The 18751-nt window shown below is 49.2% G+C and carries 16 protein-coding genes and 1 pseudogene; 4 read left to right on the forward strand and 13 right to left on the reverse strand.

The genetic code is table 11. From position 1 onward, the window contains the following. Window positions 1-28 precede the first annotated feature (28 nt). The 4 genes from C1752_RS01380 to C1752_RS01395 form a co-directional block, all read right to left on the reverse strand. On the reverse strand, window positions 29-226 hold the full coding sequence (locus C1752_RS01380) for a type II toxin-antitoxin system HicA family toxin (protein ID WP_110984250.1): 198 nt from the start codon (window positions 224-226) through the stop codon (window positions 29-31). Next, entirely contained in the window at window positions 227-472 is a 246-nt protein-coding gene (locus tag C1752_RS01385) for a DUF1902 domain-containing protein (RefSeq protein ID WP_110984251.1), read from the reverse strand. A gap of 254 nt (window positions 473-726) precedes the next feature. Next, entirely contained in the window at window positions 727-987 is a 261-nt protein-coding gene (locus C1752_RS01390; protein ID WP_110984252.1) for a DUF4926 domain-containing protein, read from the reverse strand. A 5-nt stretch (window positions 988-992) separates the two neighbouring features. Then, a complete protein-coding gene (locus C1752_RS01395; RefSeq protein ID WP_110984253.1) occupies window positions 993-1322 on the reverse strand; it encodes a DUF6883 domain-containing protein in 330 nt (109 codons plus the stop codon). 446 nt (window positions 1323-1768) lie between these two features. Between C1752_RS01395 and C1752_RS01400 the strand changes: the two genes are divergently transcribed. The 3 genes from C1752_RS01400 to C1752_RS01410 all read left to right on the forward strand — a co-directional run bounded on the left by C1752_RS01400 (window position 1769) and on the right by C1752_RS01410 (window position 3811). Further along, window positions 1769-2107 carry a DUF6883 domain-containing protein gene (locus tag C1752_RS01400; protein ID WP_110984254.1) on the forward strand — a complete coding sequence of 113 codons (339 nt, stop codon included), beginning with the start codon at window positions 1769-1771 and terminating at the stop codon, window positions 2105-2107. Further along, the gene (locus tag C1752_RS01405; protein WP_110984255.1) at window positions 2097-2363 is read left to right on the forward strand and encodes a DUF4926 domain-containing protein; all 267 of its coding nucleotides are present in this window, start codon (window positions 2097-2099) and stop codon (window positions 2361-2363) included. Before C1752_RS01400 ends, C1752_RS01405 begins: the two co-directional genes overlap by 11 nt. 281 nt (window positions 2364-2644) lie before the next feature. After that, a complete protein-coding gene (locus C1752_RS01410) occupies window positions 2645-3811 on the forward strand; it encodes a nucleotidyl transferase AbiEii/AbiGii toxin family protein (protein ID WP_110984256.1) in 1167 nt (388 codons plus the stop codon). Window positions 3812-4430: 619 nt separating this feature from the next. Here C1752_RS01410 and C1752_RS01415 read toward each other — a convergent pair. The 8 genes and pseudogenes from C1752_RS01415 to C1752_RS01450 all read right to left on the reverse strand — a co-directional run bounded on the left by C1752_RS01415 (window position 4431) and on the right by C1752_RS01450 (window position 15733). Continuing rightward, the gene (locus C1752_RS01415) at window positions 4431-4892 is read right to left on the reverse strand and encodes a hypothetical protein (RefSeq protein WP_110984257.1); all 462 of its coding nucleotides are present in this window, start codon (window positions 4890-4892) and stop codon (window positions 4431-4433) included. Between the two features lie 267 nt (window positions 4893-5159). Continuing rightward, window positions 5160-7904, reverse strand: coding sequence for a DEAD/DEAH box helicase (locus C1752_RS01420; protein ID WP_199464245.1), 2745 nt, complete (start codon window positions 7902-7904; stop codon window positions 5160-5162). Window positions 7905-7974: 70 nt separating this feature from the next. Then, window positions 7975-9180: pseudogene (locus tag C1752_RS01425) on the reverse strand (hybrid sensor histidine kinase/response regulator); the annotation flags it as partial. A gap of 9 nt (window positions 9181-9189) precedes the next feature. Further along, window positions 9190-10144 (reverse strand): IS630 family transposase gene (locus tag C1752_RS01430; RefSeq protein WP_110984260.1). Its coding sequence is split into 2 segments (ribosomal slippage): window positions 9190-9805 and window positions 9804-10144, totalling 957 coding nucleotides; the frame shifts between segments, so codons are not numbered across the junction. An 11-nt stretch (window positions 10145-10155) separates the two neighbouring features. Continuing rightward, window positions 10156-12117 carry an Hpt domain-containing protein gene (locus C1752_RS01435; protein WP_110984261.1) on the reverse strand — a complete coding sequence of 654 codons (1962 nt, stop codon included), beginning with the start codon at window positions 12115-12117 and terminating at the stop codon, window positions 10156-10158. A 60-nt stretch (window positions 12118-12177) separates the two neighbouring features. Beyond that, entirely contained in the window at window positions 12178-14667 is a 2490-nt protein-coding gene (locus tag C1752_RS01440) for a methyl-accepting chemotaxis protein (RefSeq protein ID WP_110984262.1), read from the reverse strand. Between the two features lie 166 nt (window positions 14668-14833). Next, complete coding sequence (locus tag C1752_RS01445) at window positions 14834-15361, reverse strand: chemotaxis protein CheW (protein ID WP_110984263.1); 528 nt, start codon at window positions 15359-15361, stop codon at window positions 14834-14836. 6 nt (window positions 15362-15367) lie between these two features. Then, entirely contained in the window at window positions 15368-15733 is a 366-nt protein-coding gene (locus C1752_RS01450; RefSeq protein WP_110984264.1) for a response regulator transcription factor, read from the reverse strand. Window positions 15734-16281: 548 nt separating this feature from the next. Between C1752_RS01450 and hmpF the strand changes: the two genes are divergently transcribed. Further along, window positions 16282-17976 (forward strand): pilus motility taxis protein HmpF, encoded by a 1695-nt coding sequence (gene hmpF / locus C1752_RS01455; protein ID WP_110984265.1) that lies wholly within the window; start codon window positions 16282-16284, stop codon window positions 17974-17976. A gap of 83 nt (window positions 17977-18059) precedes the next feature. Here hmpF and tsaB read toward each other — a convergent pair whose 3' ends face one another. Then, a complete protein-coding gene (gene tsaB / locus C1752_RS01460) occupies window positions 18060-18701 on the reverse strand; it encodes a tRNA (adenosine(37)-N6)-threonylcarbamoyltransferase complex dimerization subunit type 1 TsaB (RefSeq protein WP_158534979.1) in 642 nt (213 codons plus the stop codon). Window positions 18702-18751: the final 50 nt, after the last annotated feature.

An 18751-nucleotide genomic window follows, 5' to 3' on the forward strand; every position in this document is an offset into this window, starting at 1 on the left:
GTGAGAAGTGTCTATCCTGAAGCGATGACTAAAATGCTTTTGGCAATCCGGCTTGTTTCAGTACCGCATTGGCTGTGTGGCGAGACTTAATGGACTGATCAACGACAAAGCGGTGCTGGGTGATTAGGCTATAGCAGATTTCATGATCGCCTTTTCCGCTGCGCTCGAAAGAGCACTCTGCTGCTTTCAGCTTCTTTTTCAGTGCAGGGGTGAACAATTTGGGCATTTACACAGTAAGTTGAATCAGTTCTTGCCGATGGCTAATTAGCTCAATCTTGATGGCACCTGTGTGATCGCTTGGCAGCAGATGATTCAACTGCAGTAGCTCAGGCACAATAGTCTTTAGCTTATGGAGTAAAGCCTCTTGAGAGTCAGCTTCAGTCGCAAGTCCAGGAACGTCCTCGCTAGTGGCGGTCCAGACCTGAGCGTCTGAGTCCCAGAATGCGCCAATTTTGTAGATTTCTTGACTCATATCTATAAATTTAGAGACCTATTAGATAAGGCGTGGCTCCAATATAGCAATGGGGTGATACGGTCTGAGCAGTATGAGGTTTACAGGGCTACTATTCAGAGAAATCGCAAGTCAGTCTACTCTGCAGCAACATCGTATGTGCCACTGATTAAGTCTTTGAATATAATCACCCAAACGAGTAGCCAACCTCCAAGGATAGAGCGATGGAGTGGCGGGCAAGGCTCTCTGCCTCCCCCATACAACTTTCTCCGTGATTAGCTCATTACACTTAACTCGTAATGGAGTGCTATAACTTCCTCGGTTTGCAGTACAGCCATTGCATACTCACGACCCTGTAAATCTGTGAACTCCACTAGGTAACGAGGCATGGTCCCCTCATAAACTTCTACGATAGTTCCTACCTGTCCACTGGGTAAGCTCTCAATAGACTGATAATCTGGCTCTATAAGGGTTAGCCGATCCACTGGAATCGGATGGAGGTTTGCGATCGTATCTAGAATACCTAGTGCTACCATTTTCTCTACTTGATGAATGCGGAAACTAGACGTGGGTAGGGATTCTCTAAGCTGATTTCCCAAAGTGTACGCAGGATAACTTGATGGTGATTGGGAACTGACCAATCAACTTTATACAATTGACCAAAATCTGTGTTCGCTTGCTGGATCACTTCTTCTTCGAGAGCCGTCCTTACAATTAATTCTCGCAAATCCTCCGCATTTTTGGATGTGATACCTAATACGGAGGCGAAAACCCTTGCCTTATGCTTCCCGGAAGGATGTTCAGAATTCAGACAGTAGCCCTTCAGCTTCTCCATTGGAATTACAGCACGATTACCATTCGGTAACTTCATGATGCTGGCCTTTACCGATAGCTCTCTAAGTATATTGTGCTAGAAGGCTTAGAAGCTGCCCAATGGCTCAGTTGAGCAGAGACACACTAAATTTAAGAACCGCCATAACGCATAGCAAGCCCACTCTAGCGATGCGTTGGGCTTTCCTGCTCACAGATAGCTTCTCGAAGGCTTGCTATGCACTGATCACTCCACCTAGCTATCTTCCGGTTTGAAAGCAATCTTAAGTCAGTCTATTCCGATGAAATATCGTATGTGCCACTGATTGAGTCTTTGAGGCGATCGCACACAGTAAATCAGAAAATTATCAATATCCGCAGAGGGCGATTGAGTCGTGAGCAATTCTTAATCTACAGCTTCTGCCGATTTGATCATGAGCATGACCAGTTGTCTCCAGAACCGATAATCTTAGTGGAGTTATCACCAGTGCAAGGGTCTGTATTTGTGTGAACATTCCTGATGATGCTCTAATACCGTTGCCTAAGCTTACGGACTATCTGCTGGTCCTGAAGGAGCAAGATGACAAGTCACAATTTCTTGCACAGGCTGGGTTCACGCTTGCAAATCCCGAGGCTTTGATCTCAGCAATCAGACAACTTACGCAACAGACAGTCGCAACCTTACAGAAAAGTAATCAGTACGGCAGTTACTATCAAGTGGAAGGGATTCTGAAAGGTCCCAATCGCCAAGTGATTGGAGTTGTTACCATTTGGTTACAGCGTGCAGATGGACAGGTCCAGTTTGTCACCCTTAAGCCTCGAAAGGAGCGTCCCAATGTCTCTTGACCTTTATCAGCGGATCACACTGAGCCGAGATATCCCAGAGGAAGGACTTAAGACGGGTGATGTTGCTTATTTGCTGGATTACGTTCCCCATCTTCAGGGCGGGGAGTTGGGTTGCGTGTTGGAAGTTTTCAATGCTGTGGGAGAGTCAATCTCTGTACTTACGGTGCCAGAATCAGCGATCCAACCATTGCGACCTGATGAAATCTTGAGTGCTAGAGCTTTGGTTCCGACGACCGAGGCAAAAGCGAGCGGCTGATGCCGAAGCGGTAAACATCTTTGTGTCCTGTCCGTTGTAAAGAGAGATCGCAAGTCAGTCTACTCCGATGAAATATCGTATATTCCACTGATTGAGTCTTTGAATGCGATCGCACAAAGTAAAAGCGAGTAGTTGACCTCCAAAAGTGGAGCGATGGAGTGGTAGAAAATGTCCAGCCTAGAATTCTTCTGAGTTTTAATAGCCAAGCAGTTCTGTTCGATTTCAAGGGCTTTCACATAGGCTACACTTCTAATCAGGTTCAGAATAATCAAGAGAAGTAAGTGATCACGGAAACTGAAGTTAAAGATTTAGCAATTAAACAGGGCGTTACATTGCCTCGTGTCGAAAAAGATTATGTGATGGGCTGGCTACTGTGGGGAATTTACAATGATCCCGTACTATCAAAAAATTTAGTACTTAAGGGCGGTAACTGCTTACGCAAAGTATATTTTCCTGACACTCGATTTTCTGATGACTTGGATTTCACTGCATTTCGACTAGATACTAAGCAGGTGTTTCACCAAAGGCTCAATACAATTTGTGAAAACATACATCGTGCTTGTGGAATAGACTTCGATTTCGATAATACTCTCGTCAAAACTAAGCAGACACCTGACAAGGATTGTACGGCATTAGATGGTCGAGTTTACTTTCGAGGCTTTGCAGGCGATGCAAGCGTCAGCATGCGGATCAAGTTTGACATTTCTCAATTCGAGAAAATTGTACTACCCCTACAGAATCACTCTATCCTGCACAATTACTCTGACATTGATGCTTGTAAAGTTCTTATTCGGACGTACTCCCTTGAGGAAGTCCTTGCAGAAAAGTTAAGAAGTTGGATACAAAGGACTCGATCTCGTGACTTATTTGATGTAGTAAAGATTGTGCAGAGCGAAGCTGTTCCTATCAGCAACATTAATATTCTGTCCGCATTCTTTCAGAAAACTATATTCAAAGATATACCGCTGGCCGGACAAGAAGAAATGCTATATGGACCAAAATTTGAAGGCATTGAGAACAGTTGGTTGAAAACTGTTATCAGTCCTCAGTCATCAATAATTGCAGCAGGAAACGCCATCTCGCTTTTTAAGGATTTCATCAATGCCTTATTCAAACCGGAGATTCTTGAAGCTGCTGGTTTCTCGCAGGCTAATGTATCCCCACATAATTACAATGTTCGCTCAGGTGTTCGAGAAGCGATTATTGAGGCTGGAAAAGTTCGAAAATCAATTCGGATGCAATATAAGGGGCGCGAGAGAAACATAGAACCTTACTCGTTTAGGTACAAAATAACGCAGAGGGGTTATGGCGCTGAATATTTCTATGGCTTTGATAGAACAAGTGGCGCAACTATCAAAAGTTTTTTTCTTCACCAAATTGAAGGTGTTAGTATACTCCCAGAACAATACATCCCTCGTTGGCACGTAGAATTCAAGCCTGATAAATAACCTGAATATATGCAATGGTTCTTTAGGGATGACAACAAGCTTTATAGGCTCGTTGTCATCCCTAAAGGATCTCAACACTTGCTGGTAAAATTTAGGCAACATTTTTGTGATGGGGTAGTCGTCTTGACCGCCCTATTTTCTTTTGTGCCTTGAACACTAGAGCTACCAGCAGCAATAGGGGACAGGTGCCTTGTCATCCCTTAAGGCAATGGTTTCAAGATCAAGTGGGTAGAGCGCGCTCCTGTAGCTCTATGAGTCAACAACCAATTTGCAGGCTGCCTTGACATTCTCATTTTGAGGTCGAGGTTTAGATTTATAACTGTAAGTAATTTTGTACTCTACTAACTGAATTTTTAAAGGTGATCGCTTAGAGTAAAAAGTAAAGTAAGTGATTAACGCTTACATGTTGGTAATCAAATAGCGGAGATTGCTTACCCGAATTATTTTTGCTACCTATGAATCATGTTGCGTGATGCTAATTGGGTTGTCTTCTAACGGTCCAACTCACTGGCGCGAAAGAGTCCTAGAAATCAAAGCAGATCTAGTATGCTCAATACTGAGCATCCAGTGCAGTGTAAGTTAGGCAAAACAAAAACACCAAGTCAAAACACTCACTATGCTATTCACAGCGATACCCTGGACTTGGCGACCAATTCGGAATTGTACGGATCCCATGATCAATCAAGAAATCTCCTTTGTCTAAGTTACCCTCGCATTTGTCTTCAATACAGAAACAAGCTACAACCTCCCCTATTTGATGTTGATATAAAGTTTTCTTATCATATTTTTCAAGAATCATCTCTTCTAATTCTGAAGTAGGTACGACGGATCTTGATGGATCGTTAACAACGCTCATAGCAAAAATAAATAAAGGAATTCCGCCTAAACAAAGAGTCCACCACAAATATTTTTTAGTAAGGCGCGCTCTATCTCCAGAGCCTTGAAGGTTCTCGCTGCGTTCCTGCCTCTGCTTTTCATCTATTTCTTGCTGCTTTTGTCCACCTTTTGAAGACTCTCTCGATATGAAAGCCGCAGCAATAGTAGCGAATGCACCAATTAGTGCAACAATAACTGCTTCCATAATTCATTGTTTAGTGTTGCGTCGTTTATAACTTAAGCAGGTTTAATCACTTATTGTGCGGAATTAATTCTGACAAACATACCCATCAGCTTGCTATACGGATTATATGCTGCATATCATACCGATCAGCCTATTTCTGCGAAAAGTCTTTCACACATTATCCTGTTTTAGAGATCTTATACGGACATGTTCTGCATAATTCCCCAATGAACTTATTCCTCATCTAAACACTCAATTCCAGTTCTAGCCTTGCTGAGCATCGTCCATCTACTGAGTTGTGTTCGTAGGAGGATCCGTAGCTAAATCTCCGTCAGGCTCAGGCTCCAGCTCAAGTAAGATTTCATTCACCTCACTAATCGGGAACCGATCCATCAGCTGCTGTGCCCGCTTCGCATTCTGCCGCAACTCCCCAGATGTATGCGGCGCATGAGGAATCTGAGACAAAATATCCAACGTTCGCCGCAGCATCCGCACAATATCGCCCTCATCTAAACTCGTGTGGGTACACAGCTCCAGCCAGTCCATTCCCAACGCCCACTGCTCCACAATGCCAATCAGCTCCGTCTCCAACCCAATAGGACTCATAACATCCTGACGATACTGCTCCTTAAGCAACTGCCGCTGAATCGGACGCAGCTCAGCCAACGCCTCCTGCACTTCTGCTGAAGGAGAAAAGTGAGTCCAGGTATCGGTGCGATTGTTGTCGTAAACCAGTGCCGTACAGGCCGCCGCCAACTGATGCGGAGCCAAACTGTCAAAAACGCCGGAGCTAAAAACCAGCCCTAGCCACAGCTCATTCTCGCCCCGTAGCCCAGAGGCCATCTCTCCCAAAGGCGTCGGTGTCACATCCTGCAGACCGTTGAAGTGGCGCAGCACCTTGACCAGGCCCATAAACTCATCCCAGTGGTGGTGCGATCGTCGATGGAATTTAGTTTGACGATCTTCTAACTGTGCTTCCAAGCTCTTCACCCGTCGCTGCCACCGCAAAATTGAATGGTGACTCTTACGCGAAGCATGGGCCGGATGCCCCTCTATCTTCTGCTGTACTGCCTCCAATCGCTTGCTCTGGTCATGGACTTCAGGAGCCACCTGCCATTCTCCCGCCGGGATTTGCTTGGCAATAGCAACACTCGATTCATCCCCATTGGCAGACTGTCCTACTTTCGGCTGCAACGTTGCGGGAGGTGTCAATGCTTCCAGCTCAGCCTCTAGCGAAAGATGGCCTTCTAAGCTAGCAACCTCTTTATGGGAAATCACCTGCCAGCGGTTCTTCTGAGTTAAAGAAATAAAGTACGGAAGCTGACCGGAACTAGGCAACTGGCGGACCAAGATGGCTGAAACGGGGCTGTCTTGTTCTGATGTTTGGACACCCACCACAGTTCCGATAGGCGCATGAGCCATAATCAGGGCTAGCTCTTGAGCGCGGTTTTCTTGGGCCTGCTGCTGCAAAATTTTCAATAAGCGCCGCTCTTCTTTAACGCGCTGCCGCAGCTTTTGATAGCTGTTGAGTTCTGCTAGGTCGATATCGGCTAGCTTGGCTTGAAGGCTGGTCAGTTCTTGCTCTACAGATGCGATCGCATCTTTCTGCGGATTGAGCTGTAGCATCCCCAAATACTGCCCGAAGCTTTTCTCAATCAGAGCCTTAGCTTCATCAAGGCTGTGCGTCTGCAGCAGATTCAGCACCATCCCGTAGCTAGGGGTAAACTGGCTTACCAGCGGATCAGCTCCTACAGTCGCCAGGTAGGATGCTTCCTTCGCCCCTTCAAAACGAGTTTGCACCGTGACGACGTGACCGCTATCATCCATCCCTCGCCGTCCGGCTCGCCCTGACATCTGCAAAAATTCAGAGGCCGTCAGCAGGCGATGGCCGTCGTCTGTGCGTTTCGATAGTGTAGAAATCACCGTCGTCCGCGCAGGCATGTTGATCCCTGCAGCAAGCGTTTCAGTGGCAAAGACCACCTTGATTAATCCCTGCTGGAATAGCTCTTCCACTAATCCTTTCCAAGCTGGGAGCAGACCGGCATGGTGGGCGGCAATACCGCGATAGAGGGCGTCAAACTGTTCCAGTTGCCCGACATCAGGGTTCTGCTGCCGGAAGGCATCCACCTGACGCTTCAGTTCTGAGGCTTCTGCATCATTGACGAGACTCAAACCGCTGGCCTCTTGGACCGCTTTATCGCAGCCCCGCCGACTGAAGATGAAATAAATGGCAGGCAGCATGTCCCGCTGGCGCATCTGTTCCACAATGCTGGGGAGGCTGGGCACATTGGGCCGAGGTGGACGCTTACCGCGATGACGACCGCGACCGCGATTCTTATTACTGGGCTTCGCCATTTGTGACTTAAGCTGCGGATGCATCTTCGTCTTTTGCTCATTGAGCAGACGGCAGAGGCCTTTATTTCCAGCGAAATGGAAGTTAAGGGGTACGGGTCGCCAATCGGAATCCACCAGATCTGTGGGGCCATGCACCCAGCTAATCCAGTCCGTGAGCTGTCCCGCATTCGCCACCGTCGCCGATAGGGCAATAATCTGAATCTGGGGCGGACAGTAGATAATTGACTCTTCCCAAACCGTGCCTCGTTGACGGTCGTTCATGTAGTGGCACTCATCCAGCACCACTGCTGACACATCCTCCAGTACCTCGTCCACATCCCCCAACAGCGTGCCGTAGAGAATGTTTCGGAAGATCTCAGTGGTCATCACCAATATTGGGGCGTCTCGATTAACGGAGCGATCGCCTGTCAATAACCCCACCTTCTGCGGGCCAAATTGCTGACGAAACTCGTGCAGCTTCTGATTTGAGAGCGCCTTGAGGGGCGTGGTATAAAAGACCCGTTTCCCCAGACTTAAGGCCCGATGGATGGCGTACTCACCGATCACCGTTTTGCCTGCGCCCGTGGGGGCTGAGACAACGACCGAGTGGTTCTCGTTTAGAGATGCGATCGCATCTTTCTGAAACGCATCCAGCTCAAACGGGAAAAGAGTAGTTAGGTCCAGTGGAGAATGTGCCACGCAAATCAAGGATCCAGTTGTTACCCGGTCATCCTAGCAAGATCTGCTGGAGTAGGAAGAGAAATCAACCCTATACCTTAATCAGCACCTCACCCTGCAGCATTCGGTTAGCCGCATCCAGCAGCATTTCTTCTAGGTAGGGTTTCGTGAAGTAGCCCTTAGCCCCCAAATTCATCGCCATCTGCTTGTGCTTGGTGGCTCCCCGAGAGGTCAACATTGCTACCGGCAAATCGTGGAGATCATCATCTTGCTGTAGCTTAGACAACAGCTCTAAACCATCCATTCTCGGCATTTCTACGTCACAGAAAACCAAATCACAGGGTAGACCTGAGCGCAGTTTCTCCCAAGCTTCCATGCCATCTCGAGCCTGCTCAACTCGATAGCCCACTTTATTGAAGGTCATCGACAGCAGCTCACGCACCGTAATGGAGTCATCCACAATCAGCACCATCGGCGCTAGCTCTTCTTCCGCCGGTAGCATGTCGCCCGCATTGGCCCACAGATTGCTCGTGCTTTCAATACGGTCAAAGCTGAGGTCAAGAAGTTCGAGCACATCAGCAATCGGCATAATGCGGCCATCGCCCTTCACTGTGACTCCAGCAATGCCGAGGGGCTTTGGAGCCGGGCCCCCGAGCTGTTTAATCACAATTTCCTGCTCGCCCATCACCTGATCAACCTGAATGGCAACTCGCTCATCCCCACTGCGTAGAATCACAATGGAAACTTGGTCAGGATTCTCCTGCGGCAGACTATAGGCACTGCTGCGCTTCAGGCGACGATTATAGGTAAGCAGCTCACTCAGGGGCTTACATAGGATCTGCCGATCCTGCCAGGTGACAAAGACCTGGCCGTTCTCGTTGGGCTGGAGCTGAGCTTTAGGCACGTCGATCACGTCCTGAACACCATCCATCGGGAAGGCGATTTGCGATTTTTGGTTCTCACAACACAGCGCCTTGGTGATGCTTAGGGTCAACGGCAGACGAATCGTAAAGGTGGTGCCCTTACCCAGGCCAGAGTCTGTATTAATGACGCCGCGAATATCATTGATGCTGCTGCGGACCACGTCCATGCCGACGCCCCGCCCCGCCAAGTCTGTAACCTTATCTTGGGTCGTAAATCCTGACATGAACAGCAAGCCGTAGGCATCTTGCCGCGACATTGTTTTGGCCTGCTCTGGCGTAATCAGCTTATTGTCGATTGCCTTTGCTTTAACGCGCTCAGGATCAATCCCAGCGCCATCATCTGTAATCGAAATGATGGTCTGATTCCCTTGATATAGCGGTTCCTAGGCTGCTGAGGTGCAGTAACAGCAATGAGTAAACCATCCTTGAAGGTCATCTAGCGACACTTTAGAGAACGCATCTTCAATGGCTTTTGCGAGGTCAGTGTAAGTTCTGGCACCGACGGAGCGTAGGAGACTTTTGATCTTCGACCAGCAGTTTTCAATGGGTGAGAAGTCAGGTGAGTATGGCGGCAGATAAATCAGCTTAGCCCCCGCTTTCTTAATCCAGGTTGCAATGTCCTCTCCAAGATGAATAGAGCAGTTATCCATAATGACACAGGCTCCTTTCCATAGCTTGGGTATGAGTTTTTGAGAGATAAACGCCTCAAAGGTGAGTCCGTCTGTTGCCCCCAGTAGGGCAACCTGAGTGACGACGCCCTGCAAGCTAATGGCACCAATCAAAGAGACATTCTTACCGCGCCGACTGGGGCGGTCTCCCCGTGCTCTTTCTCCCTTTGTTGACCTAGCGTATAACCGAGTCATCGCCAGGTTTATGCCCGACTCGTCAATGAAAATAAGATCCTGGGCGAGAATGCCTTGGATGAGTTCCCAGTATTCTGAACGCTTACGCTGCACCCGTTCACTTTCCTTTTCGGTCGGGTGTAGGCTTTTTTTTTCGTGTCAAGTTCAGCTTCCTCAACATCCGAGCCATTGTTGAGCGTCCAATCGTAACGCCAGTGGCTTGTTTCAATTTTTCCTGCAACTCGGCTAAGGTCGCATCATTATTCGCATTCACGAGTGTTGCAAGCGTCTGTAGCTGTGCATCATTGAGCTTGGTCGGGGTTTGCTGAGTCCGAACTTTAGGGGCAATACTGCCTGTCTCTCGCTCTTGTTTGAGTAATTTCTCAATGAAACTCAGAGCCACTCGAAATCGTTTTGCTAATTGACGCTGAGATATTCCACCAGCTTGATAGGTATCAAAAATCTTTTGGCGTAAGTCAAGAGAGTAGGGTCTCATTCCTATCAAACTCAATAGGGGGTTAGATTCTCTATTTGTACCTCATCAGGTCGAGAACCGCTATAGAAAGCCCGAATCTTGATCAGACCTTCTGTCTCTTTATCCACGGACTGACGAACATCAGGATATTCAATCCCGTGGAAAATTGCGTTGTTGACCAAGTGCGTCAGCGGATCGTAGAGACGCTCTAGAATGCTCTTATCGACTAAGGTATTCTGTCCTTCCAGCTCCAGGCGTGCCTGTTTGCCACACTTGAGCGAAATATCGCGGACCGCCCGAGGCAGTCGCTCAGCCACCTGCCCAAAGGGCACCATGCGGGATTTTGTTAAGCCTTCCTGAACCTGCGTCGTCACCTGCCGGAAGATGCGGGTCACCTGCTCTGTGGAATCCACCACAAATTCAATATCGGAGGCTGCCTCTCGCACACGAACAATACGCTCAATCATTTCTTGAGAGAGGGTATGGAAGCCCGTAAAGCTATCCATCTCTAGGGCATCAAAGTCGGCACCGGTTGCGTGGGTGCTGCTACCGTTATCGCTGTTGCCACCGCCGCCGCTTGTAGCTTGGGCAGCACTGAGCAAGGAACCTTCTAAAAGCGAACGCTCATAGAGGTCCTCCATTTTTTGCCCCAGGTCGTTGAGCTGCTGCACCTGAAATAAAAGGTTATCTAAGAACTGCCGGAGTCGATCTTGACCATCTTCTAGGGTATTCCGACTGACCAGTAGTTCACCCACCAAATCGCTGAGCTTATCGAGCTGCTTAACCGGAACCTTCATGGTTTGATTGAGGTTTCCACCCACGCGGCGGCTGGCCCGTGGTGCTGCAGCAGCGACCCGTGGAGCAGCGACAGGAGCCGCTTTAGGCTCGTCTAAGAGCTGTTCGAGATCGTCAAAGTTGGTGGTCGCAGGGACCGGTTCTTCAGGGGAAGCCTCCGCAGGGCTGGGCTGGGGAGCGTCTGCCGTCAGCAGTTCATCTAGGTTCAGGGAATCGCTCTCGTTGACGCTGATGGCTTCAGGCTGCGGCTCTTGCAGCAGATCATCCAGCAAGAAGTTGAGATCTTTATTAGTGCTGGTATCAGCAGGTTCATCGCCGAACAAATCACCCAGCCAGTCGTCAGCCCCATTGGCGTTACTGGTCTCTACAGGTAACAAGGCGAGCAGGGCTGCAGAAGGAGCAATCTCGGTCGCTCGGTTATTGAGAACGAGGTCCCGTGCTGCTTTAAGTTCAGGCACGACGACCTGAGCGAGGGTCTCCCAGGATTGACCGGGGTTTGCGATCGCAACTCTATTCTTCTCCACCAGATCCGTCCATCCAGGAATCTGAAAAGCCTGTCCCAGATCTTCAAGCCCTTGGCACACATTCTGCAGCTCTTGCCGGTGTGATACCTCATCCGGCCGCTTGAACACATCCAGCATCACGCGCAGTTGCTCCAACACATCCGTCTGGAATGCCTCTAGACACACTGGATCGGGTTCGGCCCCCACCGTCACAGCCACGGGCGCAGGTGCAGCCGCCACCGGTGCACTATGGAGTAAATCACTCAAATCAACCCCGGGCCCCACCAGTTGCGCGAGATGGTGATGTAAGTCATTAAAGGCAGGCTCAACACTATTGAGCGTCTGCTCAGAAATATCTGGAGAGAGCGCAAAAGAACTCTCCAGCTCTACCGTTAAGGCACTCAGCGCATCAAATCCTTGAAAAAATAAGGACTCTAGCTTTTGGTCAATCTGAATAGGATGCTCTTTAAGGACTTTAAAATAATCCTCTAGGCGATGGGCAATGTGCTGCATACTGTGGATGCCGAGCATAGCCGCCCCACCCTTCACAGAGTGTGCCGCTCGAAAGACATCATTAAGCATCTCTGGCTCTGCAAGCACATCTTGCAGATTCAGCAAACCATGCTCAATCGTATTGAGGTGTTCCTTGGCCTCCTCAATAAAGTAGACCATAATCCGCTGTTGTTCTGGCTGCATCACTTTTTCTCTATCTCCCTGAGGATGATTTTAATTCCCGCAACGTTAATTAAATGTGGCCTAGCTGACTTCAGTACCGTCAACCCTAAATCTCTCCACAGAAGACTGGAGGTCGCTAGCAACACCCACCAAGTTCTGAAGTGAATCAGAGACTCGCTGAGCCTCCTGCGATGTTTCTTGGGCCGTCAATTCGACTGACTGCATCACCTGAGACACATAGCGAGACGTCTCTGTCTGCTCTGATGTCGCTTGGGTAATTGAACTCACAAGCTGATTAATCTGTGACGAAACTTGAATGATGTCTTCTAGCGATCGCTTCGCCTGTTCCGCCCGCTGAGTTCCCTCAATAACCTGCTGTGTGCCTTCCTCCATTGCTGTCATCACAGAGCTAGTCTCACCCTGAATCTGGAGCACGATTTGCTCAATCTCTTTGGAAGCCTTCGCTGCTCGATCAGCCAACTGTCGAACTTCGTCCGCAACAATGGCAAAGCCTCGGCCTGACTCACCCGCTCGAGCCGCCTCAATACTGGCATTGAGGGCCAGCAGGTTGGTCCGAGACGCAATCTGTGAAATCACACCCACAATCTTAGAAATCTCTTGAGAAGACTCCGCCAGACGCTTCACCTTACGCGTACTCTCAGCCACTGTTTCTCGAATTTGAAGAATACCCGCCATCGTGTGTTCTACAGACTCGCCTCCCTTCAGTGCCGCATCTGACGCCTTTTGGGCCACCTGGTCCGCAGCTCGGGCGCTCTCAGCCACCTCTTGAATCGAAGCGGTCATCATTTGCACAGAGTTGAGAGAAACCGCCAGCTCCTCCGCCTGTCGCAATGCATCAGAAGACAAGCCGCGAGCAAACTCTTCATTGTCTGCTGCACCTCGGTTCACCTCACGCGCTGCCACCTTCACCTGCTTTACAATTTTCTGCAGGTTATAGATCGTTAAGTTAAAAGAGTCCGCAACTGCGCCCAGAATGTCAGCCGTCACCTCGGCCTGCACTGTCAAGTCACCTCGGGCCGCGCCTTCTACATCATCCAGCAGGCGAATCACCTGACGCTGCAGATCTTCCTTCGCCTTTTCCTGCTCTTCTGCCTTATTCTGGACTTCTTGAGTTGTCGCTTCAATGAAACGCGTCATCTCGTTAAAGCTGGTCGCTAACTGACCAAACTCATCCTTTGAAAATTCTGTAGCCCGGACACTCCAGTCTCCCTGAGCAACCGCAGACAGCTTTGCCTGTAGGTCGCTGGTGGACGCCTTAATCTGCTTAGCGGTCATTTGCCCGAGCACCAGAGTGGTCGCCCCTCCGGCAAGACCCGCCGCCGCTGCACCCATGCCAAGGGTTGCCCAAGCAGGTTGTGGTGCAGTCAAGCCCACGCCAATCACAGCGCCTGCAGAAAGAACGCCTGCAGCCGTCGCCGTAATCACCTGTTTTTGCTGCAAAGAGGCATTTGTAAACGGAGCCAAGATGCCGGAAGGCTTCTGCGGCGCAACCGGAGCAGCCATCCCCCCAGGGAAAGACATTCCAGCCCCCACGGCGCCAACACTGTTGTCTTGGTTGAGGGTCAAAGAAGAATCAACCGCATCAAAATCATCTAGCAATAAACCAGACTGATCGCCCGTGGCATCCAATAGACTGGGCGACGTCATCATATCCATCGAGTAGGAGGGGTCTAGCGCACTACTTTGATCGTCGAGTTCAAAATCAGCCAGGGTGGGCAGACCATCGCCCTCTATATCATCATCGTCGCTAGGCATGTCGCCCGAGGTCAGACTGTTATCGGCATAAGCAGATGCATCACTAGTTGCAGGAGAAGCCGCCCCCGAAGACTCAGAATCAATAAAGTCTAAGATGCCGGTATTAGGTAGGTCATCTTCATCATCAGAGAAAGAATCGTCTAAGAAAGTTTGTCCACCGCCATTATTAGCGGTATGACCTAGCGCCGGAACATCTGAGATCGAATTATCTGATGCGAGAGCTTCTTGATTTTGGTGCATGAGGATGGTCATATCTTCCTCTGTATTCCCTTGATCCGCGCCATCACTTAGGTCCTGGAGGACCAAGGAAGCATCATCAGCGTTCTCATCAACGCTTCCATTTGAATCAAAAGGATTTGTATACATTGAATCGTCGCTGTGTGTCATTGTTGAATTCGAATCTCGTTCTGACTGCATGACTGTATTGCCCGAAGATTGTAAAAACGTTGCCTCTGCCGCGCCCGACGCATCAGAGTTCGAAGATGATCCCATCGACTGGATTGAAGTTGCTCCGCCAGAGTCGTCGATATAGTGACTCGTATCTGCTAGGCTAGAGCGAGCACAATCAACGAGTTCTGGGTCGCTCGTGAGGTCCAAAACAGACTGATACTGGCCTTGAGCATCTTTATATCTTTCTAGACCCCGATAAATATGCCCCCGTAGCAAGCGCAAATTTGGATCATCAGGCTTGTACTCAACCAGGGAGTCCGTTGCCAAAATGGCTTCCTGATAATGCTCCTTCATATAAGCGCTAACGGCTTGTTGGTAGTCCTGGGCGTACTGGGTACTTGACATCTATCTGCTCCTGCCAATGGGTGATTCTGAATCCTAACGACAATACTGTTGGTGAGTAATCGGTTCGCAGTTCATTCGTTCATTTCAGAAAAGACGACACAGAGGTCGAAACGGTAAAACGGTTCAGGTTATCCTAGTCGGTCTCATCTACTTCTGTCTTCTATCTCTAGGTTGCCCACCTTGCCGATCGTAAAATCGCAGTAGGGTCTAGGAGTCGAAGCGATTGATGGGTGCCATCCATCATCCACTCTCCTTTGAGAAAGGGAGCCATGCTGTCTGGTGCATTCGTTGACAAGGTGAGCTGCTCCGTATCTAGCCAGTCCATTCCCATTACCCGCTCAACCGCAAGTCCAACCGTCACTTCTTGAGTTTCGATGGCAACAATTGAAATTTCAGAGCGATCAGTATTTAAAGGTTGAGCATCACCTAGAAACTGACCAATATCTGTGACCCAAATGACCTGCCCCCGTAAATTAAGAATACCCATTAGTAGAGGTGAAACATTAGGGACCAAAGTGATTTGCTCTGGATCAAGGGACAATACTTCCCGAATACCCATAGCAGGCAGGGCAAACTCTTGACCTGACTCTACAAAAAAGCGTAGATATAAATCACCTTCAGGGTTTTGCAGCCCTTGGAGTTCGGGAAGCGGTTCTGAGGGATTCGTCGTGAGAAATTCTTGATTCGTAGACATGATCACTTAACCTGCGAGTAGTTCTTTAACGGTGACCAATAGTTCCTGAACAGCAAAAGGCTTAGCAAGATAAGCGTCTGCACCCTGCTTCATTCCCCAATACCGATCAAAATCTTCTGTTTTAGATGAACAGATAACAACAGGTAGGTTTTGCGTACCTGGATCAGATTTAATCTTGCGACAAACTTCATAGCCATTCATTCGTGGCATAATAATGTCTAAGACTACAATATCAGGGTGAGTAGCCTCAATTTGCTGCAAGGCTTCTACTCCATCTGTTGCAATCAATACAGTCAGGCCACTTTCTTCGAGTACATTACTCATGAGTTGCCGTTGTGTAATGCTATCGTCTACCACTAAAACCTTGTTCATTGGGTTGCTACCTGAGATCTATAGATCATTCCGAGATGAGTTAACCTAGAGTCTGCGCTGAGTCTAAAACTCCGCAGGACCACGGGTGAGAAGCCGAAATATTCTCAAAAAAGGTGGGTCATCAACTGTGTACAATTGTGTACTCGTCGGTTGGGAAACTAGACTATGGGTCTAGGCCGATGGGCCTGTAGCTTTAGGATACCCGCCCTAGAGAAACAAATTTCAGCGGTTCTTGACGCAGATCTGGCAAAAGCTTTGTTTATCGCCTCTGTAAGGTGAACAGTATACCGATGCTCTTCAGCTTTAGCGCAGTTCAGGTCATGGTTTTTTATGGGTAACTTAAGATTAGGGAATGCAGGATCAGTAATGGCTGCGATAAATCTTATGTCTCACGGTATATTCTATGACTAAGGAATCTGCAAGATATGATTGCACGGTAACGTTATTGATCGACTAAAACTATGTAAGTTCTAGGTAGGGACGAAGCCAAAATCCAGTCCCAAAGAATAAGCCAAACTGTCAAGTCAGAAACGAAAGAGGATCGCGGGGTGCTGTATCTAGCAGAGATTAATAAGAAAAGTGGTTTCATGGGGGCAAAAACTGAGCTTAGGTTGTTAGCCCGCAAGCAATCTGAACACAATTGGAGTCCAGTCCCTGGGGAAGAGTTGCTGCCATTTGATGCCAGCAATGACTATAACCATGGCGTTCTCGTCTTGGTAGAGGTTGACACCAATCGGAATGTCAAAAACGTTCAAGATGCAACACGACAGCTGGTGGGCATTCTTAAGAATTTTTCACGCATGCGTGAAAAATTTAAGACCCAAGAAGAGGAAATTGAGGGTTGGAAGCAGTCTCTTATTTATCAGAGTCAAGAGCTGACTCGCCGCGAAGTAGATATGGAAGCTCGCGCTGAGGAACTGCAGCAGCTTGAGTTGGAGTCTCAAAAAATTGAACAGCAGCGCAGCGAATTTGAAGATAGCCGCGATCAGATTCTGCAGCTCAAGGAGCAGCTAGAGGGAGATCGGCAGCAGCTAGAAGAGGCATGGGGGCGTTTACAGACTGCTCAACAACAGCTCGACACCGCTCAATCTGCCTCTTTGAGTGATGAGCAAGTTCATCAAGTTGAAGGTTTACTGCAGCGCCTAGAAACTGAATTAGGAAACGGGGGAGGCGCTGATGCAGGCATGCTCGAGCAGCAGCAAACTCACTTCAATCAATACTGGCAGTCATTAGAAGAGGATCGCAGTCAGGCTCAGCAACTTGAGGATGCGTTAAATCAGAAAACTCGCGATCTAGACCAAATCTGGCAGGACTGGCGTCAGACCCAGGGGACTTTGGAGGAAGCACAGCTAGAGCTAAAGCTACAGGAAAAGATATTGACGGTGAAGTCAGAGAGCCTCAGCTTCTTAATCACGCAGCTGCAGGCGCAGGCAGATATTGCTCAAGCCCTCAATCAGGTCCGAGATGGCTTTACCGGTAACGCGACGGTAAATTTGCAGGCTCTCAGATCTATGTCTGTTGAAGACCTTGAAGAAACGGTTAGCCGCCTGCAAAAAGAGCTAGACAAGCTTTCAAGCTTTGTCAATGACCAAGAAGAGGAGCTAGAACTGCAGCAACAGACGATTAACGAGCTAGAGTCTCAGGTCGAGCAGGCGAGTGAGTATGAGCGTCTGAGTCTCACCGGTGACCTCGAGCAGGAACAGCAGCAGTATAAGCTGTTGAATGAGACTCTTGAGGGCCAAAGAAAGACGCTACAGGAACGCGAAGGCGTCCTCCATTTGCATCAAGATATTTTGCGACAACGTCAGAAGGGCAAAGACAGCCGCACGCGCCAATCTATTGAGGTGAAGCTAGAGCCGATTCTGCAGCAGCTAGAGGCTGAGCAAGAGGAGGGAGATCAGCAAGTACAAGTGCTCAAAAATGAGATTGCGCGCATTCAGGTCTCTATTCAAAATGCGGAGGGAACGCTGCAGCCGCAGATCGCTGCACAACAAAACAAGCGCAGTCAAATTGAGGCTCAGGAGCAGGAGCTGAACGAACAGCGGGCGACGGTCGCGCAGCGCTGGGGACGGGTCAAAACCCTTGAAGATGTCTTACAGCCGATGCAGAACGCGCTTGATGCCATGCGTGGTCAGGGAAGCGAGAATGGTTCGTCGGGTGGTCCCCCTCACGAGGCCGTTGCGGAGTTAAAGCAGGTCTTGATGGCTCTGGGTAAGGTGCCCGATCTAACACCAGTGGCCTAATTGACTGGCCCAGGTTTTAAAGTTCTTCTCGTCTTGCTGTCTGTAGGCTTCCTAAAGCTGAAGCGAGCGCGAGGGCCGCTGCGTTAGCGGTAGTGGGGCAGAACTGAATCCCAGGCAGAATATCCTTTCACTTGCTGCTGCTGACCTAGGGTCAGGAGAGCTTGGCTGAGGGAGCGATCGCTGAGGACTGCAGTGGGTAGTGAAAGTCTATGTTCGATGTTTTGCTGAGCAAGAGCCACGTCCCATTCAGAGTGGGTAAGGTGGCGATCGCAACTCCTAACTTCCAAAGTTTGATCGGCCATCAGCTGATAGATGCCGCCGTGAACGTGTCCCTTTTGACCGGGCATGTCTACGGCAAGCGGAACATCGGGCTGGCAATGTTCTCCTGTGATGTAGACCCAGGCAAACATTGCTAGGGTCGAAACGCCGTAGAGAGGTAGATTGAGCTGTTGCGCTAGGGTGCGAGCTGTGACGACTCCGAGGCGAGTGCCGGTGTAGCCCCCTGGCCCCTTAGCAACGACAATCCAAGCTAGGTCAGGCCAACCACAGGGCGGCATAAAGGTTGCCAGCGACTGATGGAGATACATGGATAGATCACGGCCCAGCTCCCAGGACTGATTGCGGTTAACGTCAGCAAAGTTACTCAGTCCCAAGCGCAGGGTGGGACCGGTGGTGTCAATACCCAAAACAGACTGAGCTGAGGAGGAAGGGAAAGAGGGCTGCACAGAGGGAAAACCTGTCAGGAGAATCTTTCACATTGTTGCACTTGACGGAT

The organism is Acaryochloris thomasi RCC1774, assembly GCF_003231495.1.
GTDB lineage: Bacteria > Cyanobacteriota > Cyanobacteriia > Thermosynechococcales > Thermosynechococcaceae > RCC1774.

Coding starts and splice junctions, on each gene's coding strand:
- C1752_RS01415 (WP_110984257.1), bottom strand. CDS start 4,892: ATGGAAGCAGTTATTGTTGCACTAATTGGTGCATTCGCTACTATTGCT.
- C1752_RS01380 (WP_110984250.1), bottom strand. CDS start 226: ATGCCCAAATTGTTCACCCCTGCACTGAAAAAGAAGCTGAAAGCAGCA.
- C1752_RS01440 (WP_110984262.1), bottom strand. CDS start 14,667: ATGTCAAGTACCCAGTACGCCCAGGACTACCAACAAGCCGTTAGCGCT.
- C1752_RS01405 (WP_110984255.1), top strand. CDS start 2,097: ATGTCTCTTGACCTTTATCAGCGGATCACACTGAGCCGAGATATCCCA.
- C1752_RS01445 (WP_110984263.1), bottom strand. CDS start 15,361: ATGTCTACGAATCAAGAATTTCTCACGACGAATCCCTCAGAACCGCTT.
- C1752_RS01450 (WP_110984264.1), bottom strand. CDS start 15,733: ATGAACAAGGTTTTAGTGGTAGACGATAGCATTACACAACGGCAACTC.
- C1752_RS01390 (WP_110984252.1), bottom strand. CDS start 987: ATGGTAGCACTAGGTATTCTAGATACGATCGCAAACCTCCATCCGATT.
- C1752_RS01395 (WP_110984253.1), bottom strand. CDS start 1,322: ATGAAGTTACCGAATGGTAATCGTGCTGTAATTCCAATGGAGAAGCTG.
- C1752_RS01435 (WP_110984261.1), bottom strand. CDS start 12,117: ATGCAGCCAGAACAACAGCGGATTATGGTCTACTTTATTGAGGAGGCC.
- C1752_RS01385 (WP_110984251.1), bottom strand. CDS start 472: ATGAGTCAAGAAATCTACAAAATTGGCGCATTCTGGGACTCAGACGCT.